The organism is Corynebacterium ulcerans (genome assembly GCF_000767685.1).
GTDB lineage: Bacteria > Actinomycetota > Actinomycetes > Mycobacteriales > Mycobacteriaceae > Corynebacterium > Corynebacterium ulcerans.
This window is the reverse complement of sequence record NZ_CP009622.1, coordinates 2,129,046-2,145,057: the sequence shown is the minus strand read 5'-3', so window position 1 is coordinate 2,145,057 and position 16,012 is coordinate 2,129,046. Positions and strand designations below refer to the sequence as shown.

Genomic DNA, 16,012 nt, shown 5'->3' with positions numbered 1-16,012 from the left:
TCTTGTGGACAATACAGAGGTAATGATCGCATTCCCCTTTTAACATTTATCTGTTTAACGCATGTGGATTTCATGTCCCATAATGCGTTTTTTCGTAATGCGCTGACGGATATAACGGTAGGCCTTGCACGAACGTAATCGCAGTTCGGCGCGAGTAAAAAACTCGCAATCGTATTTTGAAAAGGAAAAATTCGTGAATAAGTTCTCGCGTACGACGCGCTCTGTGACCTTCGCTGCAATGTGTGGTCTAGCTTTGACGACTGGTGCTGTTGGAGTCCAAGCCACTACCGATTTTGCTCCAGCTGCTGTTGCACAATCTGTGTCTAGCCCTTTGGTAGATAAGAATGCTCAGGGTACCTTGACTCTGCATAAAAAAGCAGATCCGAGCGATACCGGAACTCCTACTGGCAACGAGGATTCGGGTGTGCAAGGCACTCCTCTCGAGGGCGTTGGTTTTACTGTTTACAAAGTTAAAAATGTTGATTTGACCACCAACGATGGCATCGCTAAAGCAGCTGGGTTAAAAGCTTCGGACCTTGTTGAGAATGGTAAAGCCAATCTGTCTAAGGTTGAGCAAATAAATGGTGAGAAGCTAACACAGTCAAACGGTGAGGCGAAATGGGAAAATCTCGCCCCCAGTGCATATTTGGTAGTAGAAACAGCCCCGAAAGATGGTTACGCGCCTGCGGCTCCATTCTTAGCTTTTGTTCCTATGACTCAATCCAATGCAGAGGCGGGAGGAACTGAGTGGAATTACGATGTTCATGCATATCCAAAGAACTATGCGTCTAAGACTCCAGAGAAGAGCGTGGAGGACTCAGGTAAGAATGTTGGCGATAAAATTGACTACACGATTACCGCTTATGCTCAAACAGTTAAAGAAAACCAGGTCCGTACAATTTTCCGTGTAGAGGATACGCTTGATCCTAAGTTGACTGCTCCGCAGCCTAATGAAGTTACCGTAGACGGTTTTGAGTCGACAGACTATAAGGTTTCTGTTGAAGGGCAAAAGGTTACTGTTGCCTTTACTGAGGCTGGCCTGGCGAAACTTAAAGATAATCAGCCCGTATCGGTCCACATTCCTGCAACCGTGAAAGAGCAGCCTGAGAACGGTGCGATTGTTAACACAGCGCAGGTCTTTGAGAACAACCCAAATACGGGCGAAGAGCAAACACCAAAAGAAACACCGACCGTTAATACTTACTATGGTGGAGTTAAATTCACCAAGGTGTCAGCGAGCGACGTGACAAAAGGCCTTGCAGATGCAGAATTTAAAGTTTTCGGTGTCAAAGATGATCAAACTTGTGACAAGGACTCGACAGATGGAAAAACCCCGGTATTAACTCAATTGAAAGTTAATAATGCGGATGTATATAAGTCTGCAGCCGACGGTCTTGTGACTATTGATGGTTTGCATGTAAATGACTATGCAAATGCTACTGAAGGAACAGCAAACCTGTATAGCTCTTATTGCCTTGTGGAAACTAAATCCCCTAAGGGATTTGAGCTTCTTGCAGAGCCTATTGAGTTCAAAGTCTTGAAGGCAGATGTAGAAACTCAGCAGGCTGAGAAGGTAATTAGGCTTCTCTCTGAGGTAGGCGAAGGCGGAAAACTGAAGAACTTGGAAGACACAACTCCGAATCTTCCGATGACGGGTGGTGCTGGTATCGGTATTCTCGCAGCACTTGGTGCCTTAATCATCGGTGCTGGCGCATGGTTGGCACGTCGTAACTCCGCTAAAAACTAGTACGACCTTTTCAGGTGTGACTAGTTCCCAGCGTTGAATTTGGACTCAAACCAACAATATCTACTGGTCACTAATGATTATGAGGTGGGAAGAAGCGGAAAACCGCATCTTCCCACCCTTGGCTTAGTCCTAAAGCGAACTGAGCTAATCCATCGTTTGATTATTTATTTCCTCTTGGCACATTGTGGTCTGTCATAAAAGGTGTGCTTCTGAGGATTCTTCGGGAGCAATGAATGCCAGACTCTGTAGCAAAGACTGAACGGCGTGGACCCGTTCATCGTTTGAAGCTAAAACATGTAAAGAAGAAAAATAACCATATGCTAGCTGCATTAGTAGTGATTATTGGGCTAATTGTCATGGTTTATCCAGTAGTAGCTACGCAATGGAACAACTGGAAACAGCAACGTGCAGCGGTGGAGTACGCAAAAATCGATAACTCAACACCACAGGTAGTGCGTGAAGAAGCTTGGGACGCGGCCCACAAATATAACGAGGAACGCGCGCAAGGGCCGATCTTCGATCCGTGGGTTAACCACTTTGTCCCGGATAACTATGCGTATCAAGAATACCTAAACATCTTGAATGGACAGGATGCGATGGGGCGGATCATTCTTCCGTCCATAAAAGCGGATTTACCTATCTATCACGGTTCGAGTGAGGACGTACTACAAAAGGGAATTGGTCATCTTTTTGGATCTGATTTTCCAGTAGGCGGACCTGGTAGCCACTCGGTTTTGACAGGGCACACGGGAATACCGACAGCGACACTTTTTGACAATTTAAATCGCGTTAAAAAGGGCGATGCGTTCTTTATACATATCGCTGGACACAAAATTAAATATGAGGTCGACCAGATCAAGGTAGTTCTTCCCAATGAGACTGAAGATCTAAAAGTTGAGGCTGGCAAAGACTTAATCACATTAGTTACCTGTACTCCCTACGGGATTAACACACATCGTTTATTAGTTCGTGGACATCAAGTTCCGATAGCCGAAGAAGAGAAAAACATGCTCGACGAGGCACAAGGTATCTCTTGGCAATGGTGGATGTATGTACTCACCGCAATATTTATTGCGGGACTTGTCTGCCTTATTGCGTGGTTAATACAGCAATCACGTAGAGCCGCTAAACGGCATGAGAACTCCCTGATCGTCCCTGACTCCGAATCTACCGAGAATAAAACTGAACTGTGATGCAGAAGCAAAGAATCGTATATAACGGGGTTCGACGTAACCTAATACTCGCCGTCTCCATCGCTTTGACAGCTGGACTGATATTCGGAGGCGGACTGCTAGGGCCGTCTACGAGCAACATAGCGTTTCCATCTGCGTTGGCTGCTGTCACTGGTTTCCCTAGGCCAGCGCCTCCATTCGAGACTATCGATCTAGATCGCAAAGCTAATATCACTATCAAAATTCCAGATAGCTCAAGTGGTACAGATGCTGGTCTACCTGGATATGAAGTGACAGTTACCTTGCTTGAAACTGATCCGATCAATACTTCAGAGGGATACACTAAAGCTGCGAAGCTTACTGTCAATCAAGCAAAAACCCTCAATGTCCTCGAGCGATATGCTGCGGTGACTAATGCTAAAGGTGAAGCAAATTTTCCGGAGCTTATACCGGGTGCATACCTTATTACTGCGAAATCATCTAAACCGGGAGATCGGGAACCTCAAGAAGAAGTTCTTATTGTCCCGATCGTAGGCGAAAACGGCGAATGGGATTACAGCTTTACAGTCGTAATGAAGTTCAAAAATGATCCTAAGCCTGAACCAACACCGCCACCTTGGGCCCCTCCTTCAACGCAGATACCGTCACCGCCGAAACCTAACGTCACCCCCAGTACGACGGTTCCGGTACCACCATCCTCAACACCTGAACGTCGTGTAGAGCGGCTTCCTTTGACAGGAGCAGCTGTTATTTGGCTGGTTGTCAGCGCAGCCTTCCTCATCAGTCTAGGTTTTGTGTTTCTAGCTGTTAACCGCCGCAGAGAACAAAGCAAAAAGTGAGCATGAATATGATCAACGAATCTCAGCCAGGAAATATCTCGGCGCGCTCTTCTGTGCGCGTAGCATTTCGGGCGCAGGCATTTATCAACTTTTTTGTTGCCTTTAGCGGAATTCTCGCACTTGCAATAAGTATTGCAACGGTTGGCTCAGCGCCACGCGCAAACGCGCAAACTCAAGAAATTGCTGCGGAACAAGTCACTGCTGTAGCAGGAATACAAAAGCAAACATTCAGTGTTCCACTTGATACAGCTGCTACCGTTGACCGCATTAGTCTGGAAAATGATGCACTGCAGGGTTTGAATACACCTATATTTGACGACACGTGGGGTGTCACAATTGGTCACACCGAAGTTCCTTTTAACAGCATCACGTGGGATCTAGCAAGTGGCATGTGGGTTGCTTCTTTTCCTCCAGTTGTAGCTTCTCCTGGTGACGAAGTATCACTAAACACACCCGTCAGTACTCAGTGGTCTGAGGGGAAAATGAGAGTTTTCGGCACAATAACTGGCGCCTCAACCGAAACCTCAGCAACTTCTGCTGCACCGCAGCCACTAGATCCTCGTTCTGCTGTGGAATCAGTGTCTCCATCTACAATTAATTCCTCGCCAAACGCGAAAACTGGTAGTGGGGCTACTGCCGAATTTTCCTCGGTAGTTAAACAAAACTCTTCTATTGCAGGCGTTGGCCTGTCTTTTGGTGAAGCTCTTAAAGAAGCAGCCAATAAAATTGAAGTTTTTGCAGAAGACGCTGATGGAACGCGTAAATTGATAGAACAATTCGAAGGCCTTCAAGCGGGCGCCGAGAACGCGAAGCTTACTTTTGGGCAACTGTATAAAATCAGCGCGGGGCAAAAGATCGTGATGTCCATAAGCGGTGGTTCTAACTTTAGTGATGCTGTTCCCACTGGTGAAAAAGGAAATCCAGTTGGTTTGCAGGTGTATGGAACTCCTAGCCCACAAGCATTAAGAGCTGCAGTTCCCATGGTTGCTGGCACTCCGGATTTAGAACGACTCGGATCCGGTAATTCAGCTGCGAATCTGCAGAATGGGATCCTTACTATCAGTACCCAGAAACAAGGTCCAGGAAAGGTAAAAGAGCTAAATATCCATACTGAGGTAGCTGGTTTTACAAGCTCTGCAGGATGGTCGCTTAAGGTCGGGAATACAGTTGTCGATCCTGGCAAGTATGAACTTCGTGTGGATAGCGATGATGCGTATTTCACGTTTAAGGAGCCTCAAGATTACCCTGAGGAAACCACGTTTGAGGCAACTGGTCCGTGGACTGGTACGACCTGGACAACCGGGACAATGACGCTGTGGGGAGAACTTCCTGCACCGCCGTCAAACAATTACGTCAATTTGAAGACGTCACCCATTAAAAACTGTCGTGCGGATGGAAGTAAATTCTTATTTTCTACAACTGTGACGGAAGTCGCTAGCGTATATGTGATGTCCGTATATCTCCCGAGTGGTCTCGAAATACCAGCTGATTTAGCGGATTCCAAAATTTATGCGGTGGCTGGTGGAAAAAAGTACGCCAACGTTACAGATTTTACAATAACGATTAATGGCAGATATTTGAGTGCTACGTTTAATCCAGGGATACCTGTAGGTAGAAGTAAGCCTTTTGCTCTGTATATTCCATCTAAGCTTAGGTCCGGCGCTTACACCCCTTGTAATATTCAATTGTTGGGAGAAGGAACCGCGTCTCCAATGCCCACTGTCTGTAGCCCTACGGACCGTCCTGTGGATGACACCGGCATGCCCATGCCGTGGAGCGGAGACGAACGGAGAGTTTCATCCCGCCAACCAGCTCGTACCTTGACCGCAGCAGAAAAAGCTCGTGGTACTTCCGTGTATGTCACTGCAAGTACGCCCAATAGCCAGGCTAGAAATATGTCTCAGCTTTATCTGCAGACACAGGCAGGCACCCAATTCCAGAAAATAGGTGATCAAACGGGGTGGGTCGTCAATGCCCTTGCCTATAACCCCGCAGACAATTGGCTGTATGCGGTATCTCAAGGACGAGTTGGCAGACATACTGTTAAAAGTAGCGATGGCAGAAACTATCAGTATGTGCCTTTAGAAGACCCATGTTTCCCCGCTGGGCACTTACTGCAGATCGATCCGGTTACCGGAAAAGTGTATAACTTGGGACGAATTACTGATGCTGCTACACAGAAAAGCTATGGTATCGGCGGTTCGTACAATCAGCCGTGGCCGAACGACCTGTGGGGTGGAGTCAACTCGGGCTTTGTTGACCTAAACGGAAACTATTGGGTGACCAACTCTTCTTTGTCTGGAAGTGGACACTTCTACAAAATCGATCTGAGCAACCGTACTGCAACTCCTACTGGTTCAGCTTCTGCTAGGTGCGGCAATGATGAAGCAAACTACTGCTCCCGAGCCGAAGACTGGACTGCTCTTCCTGGGACTAAAGGTAACTATGCGTGGGGCATTAAAAACGGTTGGGCTGCGAACAATCGCATCGTGCTTGAGCGTATGAACATGAACGATGGTTCCCTTACCACTTGGGATATAACGGATCTGCGTACTCTTGCCGGTCAGGCAATCCCAACGGGACACCAATGGGGTAAAGCGTGGAGCTACGGTAATGGAAATCTAGGATTTGGTACGGCCAGTGCTGGTGCAACCAGTGACGTAGTGCAATTGAAAGTGACCAACCCAGACTCCGCAAACCCTACTTTTGAGTTGGTATCCATAGATGACACCGCACCACGCTCTTATAACTCAGACGGTACAAGTAACGGTCTTGTCCCCGCTGAGGTGGATCTGGAAGCTACTAAGACCTTTATAAAAGAGGAGAACGGTCGGATTTATTGGAGGATTGAAGTCGCCAACAAGAGCCTGCTTAACGGAAGCTCTGGTTTTGTTCTCAACGATACGTTTGAGCAGGGATATTCAGACATCAGGATGGAGAGCACCACTGCTACCCAGACGAGTGTTCATACTAGTGGTAATTCAATCCAAATTATTTTTGGCCCTGTTCCTCCCAGCTCTTCCGTGAGCGTAGAAATATCTGCTAAGCAGCCAGAGACGATGGTTGATGGTTGTGCTCGGAATACTGCGACCATCATTGGTAATGAGACGGATCCGATGTCCGGGAACAATACAACGACCGCTGAGGAATGCACGGACACTCCTTTGAAGATTCAGATTCAAAAAGTCGATGCGGATAATCACACCAAGACGCTCAACGCTAAATTTGAACTTCGAGATCCGGTCGGTGACAGCGTAGGCAATTACGTGCCTGCACAAACCGGAACAGAGATTGTGGTCAATGCTGATGGCACCTCAGGTACTGCCGACGTGAAGACCGATAAGTACTATTTCTTGGTTGAGACTAAGTCTCCGTCGGGGTATAGCCTTCTACCGGAACCCATGCTTATGAGGATTGAAAAGGATACAGCTGGTAATCCTGTGGTTAAGTTCCCCAGGCAGGTAAATGCTTTCCCTGTACTAACGAGCAACATCAAAGTTGATAAAGGACTTATCACTATCCCAATCGCTGATGTAAAAGAAAGTGGTACTTTGCCTAAGACCGGTGGCATAGGAGTTGGCATGGTCGCTCTTCTGGGTGTGGCAATAGTCGGTGTTGGCCTAGGAATCGGAAGAATGAGACGATACTAGTCCGAAAATTGTTAGTTGCTGCTGCTTAGCAGTGCTTGGCTCGGTGTGATGAATTCTTGTCACGCCGAGCCATATGCTTTTCATCTGAAATGCGATTGACCTGGTGTCGAGGGGAAATTTACGCTGCTGGAGTGTGAGGAAAATATGGAAAACTTGTTATAAGTATTTTTGAATTAGCGTAAGTATTACCCTATTTGTGTGGAGCTGGTTTGATCCGGGTAGCGTCTCGTCGGATTGTGAGTTATGCTTCAGGGGTATCGCATCCAAATGATACGAAGCTAGCATCCCCCTCAATATGCTAGCTGGGAGAGTGCTGGTCAGTTTTTAAACTGACCAGCACTTTTCTTTTGTGCTAGTAGGAAACTCTGGGAACAGCTATGTAAAAGTGGCAAAATCCTGTTGTTTTTGCTGCACGGGTTTGAGATGGCGTCGAGAAGCTTTGCGGAAAGGCATCATGGGTTTAGATATCGCGTACCTTGTCGTGGGGGCATTGCTACTTGGGTGGGCGATATATCGGTTGGTGGAGGATCGGAGACGACAGCACACTGGACTGATTCTTTTGGTCAGTATCTTTTTGTCGTGGATCGCTGTGGCCAACTTTATTTTTGAGCTGGATCCGGGCTGGGGGATCGTAGCGGGCTTTGGTGTGCTTGTGGTGATCATCGGATTTGTGTTCGGCATAGCACTTGCGCTGTTGGTAAATAGCTACTTTTTGATGAAGCGTGAGGGGATTTCATTAGCGCATTCCCTGCCGCTGATCGCGGGATTGGGAACTTTACTTGCGTATTTCTTTGTTTTTGCTGGTAATCCAGTGTTTGGCAGTGGATCTGCGCTGTCGATGTTCTTCTGGTTGGCGGCGTGGTACATCGGTGTTGTGGGGTATGTGGGCTTTAATCTCACGGCGTATACGCTTCAAGCACTGATCTACGGGAGATGGCCTCGTGCTCCTCACTATGACGCAGTGGTTGTGCTGGGAAGTGGGATTAGGGGTGAGGAGGTCACGCCGCTGTTGGCATCGCGGCTGGACCGGGGGATCCGTTTGGCGCGTGATGTAGGGGCGAAAGCTTTTGTGTGTTCTGGCGGGCAGGGGGAAGATGAACCAATTCCAGAGGCTGAAGCCATGCGTCGTTATGTCGAAGAACGGACCTCTGGAGAATTTGTGGTTTATGTAGAAGATCGCTCTACGACAACAGAAGAAAATATTCGTTTTAGTAAAGCGGTTGTGGACAGTGAGCTTGGCGCGGCGGCAGAGGTGGCGATAGTGACGAGTAATTATCACGCTATGCGGGCAGGTGCTCTTGCTCAACGTTTGGGTGTGGCGTGGAGCTCTTATGGTGCGCCTACGGCCCTGTACTATGTCCCTACGGCCTTTTTGCGTGAATTTGTGGCCTTTATGGTGTTCAACTGGAAAATCCACGCGGCACTGCTCGGATTATTCTCTGTGGGGATGTTACTGCTCGGCGCATTGGCCCTGTCTTGACCGCTGGGGGTGGGTGATAAAGCCATGTGGGGGTGAGTGGTCTGAGTGGGGGTAGTGTAAAAATGGCTGCTCAGGGGGATAATTTCACCAATGGGTGAAAAGTTTTAATAAAACTTTGGGAAGAACCTTGTGTATGGCCCGCCCTGTAGCTATAGTTCTTTTTGGGCAGAATATATAGTGCTAGCCTAACGGCCTATGTGACCTGCCTGACCTATGGTTTGGCTTGCTCTTACTTTATGAGTGTTTCCTATGTGCACTCGTAAGGGTAAGTCAGACCTAGTAGAGGGGTCGGCGCGAGGGGCGCCTTGGCGGTCACATAAGTAGTAGGAACAACTGGTACATATCTGCTCTGCAGGGGATAGAAGGTAGTCAATTTGACTACCTTCTATTTTTTTTATTTTCGGCCTTCCGTGAGTGAAATAGGGCATGTTTTTCCCTATTGGGCGTGATGTGAAACAAAAAACCTACGCTAGCGTATATTTTATTTTCCGCATAAATACTGGTAGGGGTGTTATGAAAAAAATTGGTGGCCGCAATCACGTTATTTTCAGAACCATGAGGAAAAGACAGACCTAGTATGGGGACCATAAGGCATTAACTACAAGCACCAGCGGGGGAACGCGGCGTGTGTTAAGGGCTACTTTCCATCGTGGTGCGTTAGTGGTTTGTTCTCAAAGCAAGCCAGAGAAGGAGCATTGATCGGTATGAGTATGTCATTTAATCCTCAGGGTTTTGAGCAGGCCTGGGATCGTTTCGGATCAGAAGACTTCGACGTTGTCATTATCGGCGGCGGCTCTGTGGGCGCTGGAGCGGCGCTCGATGCGGCCACGCGAGGACTACGTACCGCCGTGGTAGAGACTCGTGACTTTGCTGCTGGCACTTCCTCGCGATCGTCGAAAATGTTCCACGGTGGTTTGCGCTATCTTGCAATGTTGGATTTCAAGCTTGTTGCGGAGTCTCTCCATGAGCGCGAACTCAATATGTCGGTCTTAGCGCCTCACTTGGTCAAACCCTTAAAATTCATTTTCCCGCTGACTCATCGACTCTGGGAACGCGTGATGATGTTCGGCGGATTCACTCTTTATGACCTCATGGGTGGGGCGAAAAGCGTGCCCATGCAAAAACACCTCACTCGTGGAGGCGTATTAAAAGTTGCTCCAGGCTTGCGCAACGACGCCATTGTGGGCGGTGTTCGTTACTACGACACCCTTGTTGATGATGCTCGCCATACCATGATGGTGCTGCGTACTGCAGCTCATTACGGTGCGGTAGTACGTCCATCAACTCAGGTAGTGGGCTTTGATAAGGATGCTTCCGGTCGGATAGTGGCGGCGCAGGTGCGCGATACTGATACCGGCGCTGTGACAACGATCCGCGGCAAGGTGTTTATCAACGCCACGGGTGTGTGGAACGACGAGGTAGAAAAACTTGCCGGCGCTCAAGGCAAGTTCTCTGTGCATGCCTCCAAGGGCATTCATATTGTGGTGGAGAAGGATAAGCTCGACGCCGACGCGGCACTGTGCTTTGTTACGGAGAAGTCAGTGTTGTTCGTGATTCCGTGGGGTAACTATTGGATTATTGGCACCACGGACACTGATTGGGACAAGCATTTATCCAAGCCGGATCCTGCCCCCACACGCGCCGATATTGATTATGTGTTATCGCAGGTTAATCAGCGTGTGAGCCGGCAATTGGGATATGAAGACATCGTGGGAGTCTTCTCCGGGTTGCGTCCATTGCTCAGTGGCAAGTCTGATGCTACGACGAATTTGTCGCGTAACCATGCTGTAGCTGTGGTGACTCCAGGGCTGGTTTCCGTGGCTGGTGGAAAGTACACCACGTATCGAGTAATCGGCAAAGATGCAGTCGATGTGGCTCTCAAGGAGGCCAAGGTTACTGCCCCAGAATCAGTGACTGAGCGTACACCTATTGTGGGCGCTGATGGATACCATGCGTTAGTTAACCAGGTGTCGATGTTGGCCACTAAGTACGGGGTGGATGAACAGTTAATAACCCATCTGCTGGGGCGGTATGGCTCGCTATGTGAGCAGGTATTGGCTCCAGGGTTGGAAGACCGGCAACTGCTGACTCCTGTGGAGGGCGCTGAAGGCTATTGCTGGGCAGAGGTTCTGTATGCAGTCACCCATGAAGGGGCCTTGCATGTGGAGGACGTATTGTTGCGCCGTTTGCGTGTGGGAATGGAATACGCAGACCGAGGTGTGGGTGCTGTGGATGGTGTAGCGCGACGTATTGCCCCATATTTAGGGTGGGATGATGTACGCGTGGAAGAAGAGATTTCGGGATTCGTTAATCGTGTAAACGCAGAACTAGCTGCAGAAAAAGCATTAACGGATGTTGAAGCGAACACAATTATGACCACTGCGACGCAAACTCGCCCCAACGTAAATTTGGATATTGAGGGCTAAATTGCGGAAGTAGGGTATAGTAGTCCTTGCTGTGGGCTACTATCCCAGTACCTGGCACTATGGAACTTGTTCCATAGTGCCAGGTCTTTTTCTTTTTCTGGGTAGTTGGGGCAGTGGGGGATTTCTGGTGAAAGTATGACGGTTTGTAAGTGTCGGAGGTCACTTACAAACCTAAGTAAATACTAAGCTAAAGGTATTAAAAGTGTAAATAGGTGCAGGGAAAGTATTTTTGAGCGAGTTATAGGTGATTGCAGAAACGCTTTTGGGGTATCCAACAAGCGAAAAACTGCGATGGACCTTAGACTTTTGGTATGGGTATCACAATTAGCGTTGAGGAGCTTGCGCAGCGAATCAACACCGGCAGTAACAACATCATTCTTGCCAGCCTCTGGTCGCCGCATGAAGGTGGAGGCTATGCGCACTTCAATTCGGAGCACATTTCCACCGCGCGTTACTGCGACACAGCTTTTGCGTTGGCTTCTGCCCCAAGTTCCAAGCTGGGGCGTAATCCGCTTCCCACCAAGGACACTCTAGCCCGTTGGTTTATCCGCTGGGGCCTGACGGATGATCGTCAAGTTGTGGTGTATGACGATTACCGTGGTCTTTTTGCTGCTCGCGCCTGGTGGGTGCTCAAGTGGGCGGGAGTCCCAGATGTTGTCATCTTGGATGGCGGACAGAAGGCTTGGGAAGCCGCAGGCTATGAGACTCTAGGCGGTCCAGGTAATCCACGGACCTATTCCACCATTGAGCCGGAACTGGGCAGCATGCCTACTGCAACGATTGAAGATGTGAAAAACCACACGGGGATCCTACTGGATGCTCGTGAGGCTAATCGCTTTGCTGGGCGCAAGGAGCGGTTAGATCTTAAAGCCGGACACATCCCCGGAGCCGTTAATGTTCCTTCTCGAGATTTGCTCACCCAGGAGGGTCTGTTTAAAACACCCGAGGAAATCCGCGCGGCATTTGCTGCAGTAGGAATCACTAGTGCAGATGATGTGATTGCATACTCGGGTTCGGGTAACCACTCGGCGCAAGCGATCATTGCTATGAATATCGCTGGCCTAGGAACGCCTCGGCATTACGTGGGCGGATGGTCGCAATGGGCGGCAGATCCTAAGAACCCTGTTGAACATGGAGATGCGCGCTAGGCTTTAAGCCATGCTATTTCTTTTCGCCGGAATTGTGGGGCTCCTTGGGGCTGGGCTGTGGTTGTTTGACCTTTCACGTAATCGAGCAACCACAGCGAAGCAGAACACAGACGTGGAGGAGAAGGGCGGTCCATCAAAGAAACTCGCGGCCATACCGCGGGGGAGCCGGAAGGAAAAGAAGGCGTGGGCTGAATCTAAAGGATTTGATTACACCAAAGAAGACGCTTTTCTTGCCGACGAATGGAGCAGGGGAGTAGCCGCAGAAGGAGCAGTCGCCCGCGACGTCGTAAGTGGCATCGCTGGTGGATATGAAATGCACCTTGTGGAACTAGGCGGGGTGAGCGTGATGGCGCTGCGTCGTGCTGCTACCTCGGACGTGGTTGTAGTGGCGCGTCGAGAAGCACAAGAAGATGCAGAAGACTTAATGCAGGTCAGCCGCATCGAGGGATTCATTCTGTATGGGAACGACCAAGGCGCGATCGAAAGAATGCTGGACGAGCGGGTGGATAAAGCATTTGCCAGTATGCCCAGCGCAGTGTCGGTGGTGTGGGAAGAATCCGATTGGGTGCTCGCCCAGCTTGAACGCGGCTCCACGCACGAAGACTGGGATGCGCTCATCCAACCGCTCGCGCTCTTTGCCGACGCCGCGCGGGTATTGCCACCACGAAGCGGCGCCACCCAGCCCGTGGACTTTACAGACTGCGATCCCACCAGGCCAATGCCGGATGCCCCGGAGATAGAGGAGGACGACTCCGAAGATCCGGTTCCGGTTTTACCAGTGGTGGCACGCAAAGAAGACCCCGTCCAACTACCGACTCGTGCGACAGCGCAGGCACGCGGAGTCGTTGAGCCTCGGCCTGTTGGCGGCGACGAGGTTGCTGCCATAGCTAAGGGCGATAAGCCAAAGACGCAACGCTATAACGGAACTCGTGTTCTGCGTGACCTGAGCCAAGGCTCCACGATTTTTGAGGACCTCACCGAGGAACTCGGAACAGACCCTCTAAACTAAGTAGCTAAAGCCTGACGGCAGTGAAAAATAAGGAGAGCTCCCGCACCTATGACTATCAATGCAGTAAAGAAAAAAGAACTAGCGGAACTGATCAAAGAACTTGCCGTTGTTCATGGGAAAGTCACGCTATCTTCGGGCAAAGAGGCTGACTATTATGTTGACCTGCGTCGGGCTACGTTGCACCACCGCGCCTCACGCCTGATCGGAGAACTGCTGCGTGAGCTTACTGCCGATTGGGATTATGTATCCGTTGGTGGGCTTACCCTGGGTGCTGATCCTGTGGCAACCTCCGTTATGCATGCTGAGGGCCGCGCAATCGATGCCTTTGTTGTGCGCAAGGAAGCTAAGAAGCACGGTATGCAGCGTCGTGTTGAAGGACCCGATGTTGTGGGTAAGAAAGTTCTGGTGGTGGAAGACACAACAACCACCGGAAACTCGCCGCTTACTGCGGTCGCCGCCCTGCGGGAAATGGGTGCCGAGGTCGTGGGCGTGGCTACCGTCGTCGATCGTGCCACTGGTGCAGCCGATGTTATTGCTGCAGAGGGCCTGGAATACCGCTACCTCATCGGGCTTGAGGATCTAGGTCTTGTCTAACATCACCTCCGCGCCGGGTCCTACCGAGTGGGGAGAGGGCCTCCACGGGGTTGGGCCGTGGGCAGAAGAACACCCCGGCGTGCCGCTGCCCACGGATGCCTACTATGATCCCGAGCTGCTGGAATCGGGGGATCGTCGCAACGTTGTCGACGCCTACCGTTATTGGTCAAGGCCTGCCATCATCCAGGACATTGACACCCGGCGCCACGTCCTGCACATCGCGATTGAAAACTTTGAAAACGACGCGAACATTGGCACCGTCGTACGCACCGCTAATGCGTTTGCCGTAGACACGGTGCACATTGTGGGGCGGCGTAGATGGAACCGTCGTGGAGCAATGGTTACTGATCGCTACCAGCACCTTATGCATCACCCAGACACCCAGACCCTGGTTGACTGGGCGCTGGCGGAAGGCCTCACAATCGTGGCCATAGACAACACGCCGGGGTGCGTTCCGTTAGAGACCGCCGAGCTGCCAGAAAAGTGTCTCCTGCTCTTTGGGCAGGAAGGACCGGGGGTGACCCAAGCGGCGCAAGAAGGGGCATTGATGACGTGTTCTATTGCGCAGTTTGGCTCGACACGTTCGATTAACGCCGGCGTTGCTGCTGGTATAGCCATGCATGCTTGGATAAGGCAACACGCCGATCTGGGGAAAGCGTGGTAGCTGGCTAAAACTTTTGTCTAGTATTGGGGAAATGTTCCGTTCGGCCGCACCAGCTGGTGGCGGGCTTTTCTACGAGAAGAGTAGGTATCACGTTGAACGAAATATGGCTGCATCGTGCCGATCTCGCTGAGTCTGCGATTAACGAGAGGCATGCGTCTTCGTTGTGGGGCTTACCTCGTACAAATTTAGCCGTCGTAGCGTGGCCACCGAATATTAAAGAAAAGCTTTTTTATCGGTGGCATTACTGGTGGCAGGCACACTACTTGGACTGCCTTGTCGACGCCGCCATTCGCCGCCCAAGTAAGGCTCGCAAGCAGCGGATCCGGGAGACTATTGCGGGTATCCAGATCCGCAACCTGGGCAAGCTAACTCGAAATAACTATTACGACGATAAGTCTTGGCTGGCGCTTGCCTTGGACCGGGAACGTCGTATGCGGGGTCGAGGTAAACGCAAACACTTGCGGGCCTTGGAGGCCAACATTGTTGGTGGTGCGGATTCCATAGTCGGCGTTTTGCCATGGCGTGTAGGCGAGCACTTTTTTAACGTTCCTACCAACGGACCCGCAGCTATTATGCTTGCGCGCAATGGCGACATTGCCAAAGCGCGCGAGATTATCGACTGGATTTTTGACAATCTTATTGATGAAAAAGGCCTAGTGATGGATGGCCTGCGCATGAGTATGCGTGGGCCCGAGCTGGTTAAATACACGCATCCTTATTGTCAAGGCGTGGTTATCGGGGCGTGCGTGGAGATTGCCGAGGCGTTGCGCGCCGACGAAGCGACCTATGAAGACTCTATTACTTATCTGGCTCACGCGCGTGCTGTGATTCATGCGGTGGCTAAGGAAATGTCAACGTCATCGGGTGTGATCGACTGGGTAACTGGCGACGGTGACGGAGGGCTCTTCAAAGGAATTTTGGCGCGTTACCTTGCTGATGCCGCGGTGCGACTTCCGGGAGACGGCGAGGCTAATCGCTCTGCGCGCAATATTGCTAAGCGCCTGGTTATGGCCTCTGCGGAAAGCGTGTGGAATCATCGCCTAGAGGTCGATGGCCTTCCGGTATTTGCCACTGACTGGACAGATGATGCGAAGCTTCCTCACAACTTTGGTGTGGGAGGTTCGGCATTGAGTGACATCGTGAATGTAGTGCGTATCGACGAACGCGATTTGTCCGTGCAGCTTTCGGGATGGATGCTGCTGGAGGCCGCTGCACATATAGTCGAGTCTGAATAGTTTCGGTTATGTCCGAATCTGTGTGATTTCTCTCCTAATTTTTCGGAT

General features: G+C 50.3%; 11 protein-coding genes. All 11 read left to right on the top strand.

The features are described 5' to 3' along the window. Window positions 1-193 precede the first annotated feature (193 nt). The 11 genes from CULFRC11_RS09695 to CULFRC11_RS09645 all read left to right on the top strand — a co-directional run bounded on the left by CULFRC11_RS09695 (window position 194) and on the right by CULFRC11_RS09645 (window position 15,964). Window positions 194-1,747: a SpaH/EbpB family LPXTG-anchored major pilin gene (locus CULFRC11_RS09695; protein ID WP_023636388.1), complete on the top strand. Its 1,554-nt coding sequence runs from the start codon at window positions 194-196 to the stop codon at window positions 1,745-1,747. A 233-nt stretch (window positions 1,748-1,980) separates the two neighbouring features. Next, on the top strand, window positions 1,981-2,940 hold the full coding sequence (locus tag CULFRC11_RS09690) for a class C sortase (protein WP_023636387.1): 960 nt from the start codon (window positions 1,981-1,983) through the stop codon (window positions 2,938-2,940). Next, complete coding sequence (locus CULFRC11_RS09685) at window positions 2,940-3,758, top strand: LPXTG cell wall anchor domain-containing protein (RefSeq protein ID WP_023636386.1); 819 nt, start codon at window positions 2,940-2,942, stop codon at window positions 3,756-3,758. Before CULFRC11_RS09690 ends, CULFRC11_RS09685 begins: the two co-directional genes overlap by 1 nt. A 2-nt stretch (window positions 3,759-3,760) precedes the next feature. Beyond that, entirely contained in the window at window positions 3,761-7,408 is a 3,648-nt protein-coding gene (locus tag CULFRC11_RS09680) for a DUF6923 family protein (protein ID WP_023636385.1), read from the top strand. Between the two features lie 454 nt (window positions 7,409-7,862). Further along, a complete protein-coding gene (locus CULFRC11_RS09675) occupies window positions 7,863-8,888 on the top strand; it encodes a YdcF family protein (RefSeq protein WP_038620823.1) in 1,026 nt (341 codons plus the stop codon). Window positions 8,889-9,592: 704 nt separating this feature from the next. Beyond that, on the top strand, window positions 9,593-11,314 hold the full coding sequence (locus tag CULFRC11_RS09670) for a glycerol-3-phosphate dehydrogenase/oxidase (protein WP_023636384.1): 1,722 nt from the start codon (window positions 9,593-9,595) through the stop codon (window positions 11,312-11,314). Window positions 11,315-11,625: 311 nt separating this feature from the next. Beyond that, entirely contained in the window at window positions 11,626-12,462 is an 837-nt protein-coding gene (locus CULFRC11_RS09665; protein WP_013912441.1) for a sulfurtransferase, read from the top strand. A gap of 10 nt (window positions 12,463-12,472) precedes the next feature. Continuing rightward, window positions 12,473-13,471 carry a TtfA family protein gene (locus tag CULFRC11_RS09660; protein WP_013912440.1) on the top strand — a complete coding sequence of 333 codons (999 nt, stop codon included), beginning with the start codon at window positions 12,473-12,475 and terminating at the stop codon, window positions 13,469-13,471. Between the two features lie 48 nt (window positions 13,472-13,519). Continuing rightward, window positions 13,520-14,065, top strand: a complete 546-nt coding sequence (gene pyrE, locus CULFRC11_RS09655; RefSeq protein ID WP_014526304.1) for an orotate phosphoribosyltransferase — start codon at window positions 13,520-13,522, stop codon at window positions 14,063-14,065. Beyond that, entirely contained in the window at window positions 14,058-14,729 is a 672-nt protein-coding gene (locus tag CULFRC11_RS09650; RefSeq protein WP_023636383.1) for a TrmH family RNA methyltransferase, read from the top strand. Before pyrE ends, CULFRC11_RS09650 begins: the two co-directional genes overlap by 8 nt. 92 nt (window positions 14,730-14,821) lie before the next feature. Beyond that, entirely contained in the window at window positions 14,822-15,964 is a 1,143-nt protein-coding gene (locus CULFRC11_RS09645) for a glycoside hydrolase family 76 protein (protein WP_023636382.1), read from the top strand. Window positions 15,965-16,012: the final 48 nt, after the last annotated feature.

What these genes read in the sequence shown, in the direction of transcription:
- CULFRC11_RS09690 (WP_023636387.1), top strand. Translation starts at nt 1,981, where the DNA reads ATGCCAGACTCTGTAGCAAAGACTGAACGGCGTGGACCCGTTCATCGT.
- CULFRC11_RS09685 (WP_023636386.1), top strand. Translation starts at nt 2,940, where the DNA reads ATGCAGAAGCAAAGAATCGTATATAACGGGGTTCGACGTAACCTAATA.
- CULFRC11_RS09680 (WP_023636385.1), top strand. Translation starts at nt 3,761, where the DNA reads ATGAATATGATCAACGAATCTCAGCCAGGAAATATCTCGGCGCGCTCT.
- CULFRC11_RS09675 (WP_038620823.1), top strand. Translation starts at nt 7,863, where the DNA reads ATGGGTTTAGATATCGCGTACCTTGTCGTGGGGGCATTGCTACTTGGG.
- CULFRC11_RS09670 (WP_023636384.1), top strand. Translation starts at nt 9,593, where the DNA reads ATGAGTATGTCATTTAATCCTCAGGGTTTTGAGCAGGCCTGGGATCGT.
- CULFRC11_RS09665 (WP_013912441.1), top strand. Translation starts at nt 11,626, where the DNA reads ATGGGTATCACAATTAGCGTTGAGGAGCTTGCGCAGCGAATCAACACC.
- CULFRC11_RS09660 (WP_013912440.1), top strand. Translation starts at nt 12,473, where the DNA reads ATGCTATTTCTTTTCGCCGGAATTGTGGGGCTCCTTGGGGCTGGGCTG.
- pyrE (WP_014526304.1), top strand. Translation starts at nt 13,520, where the DNA reads ATGACTATCAATGCAGTAAAGAAAAAAGAACTAGCGGAACTGATCAAA.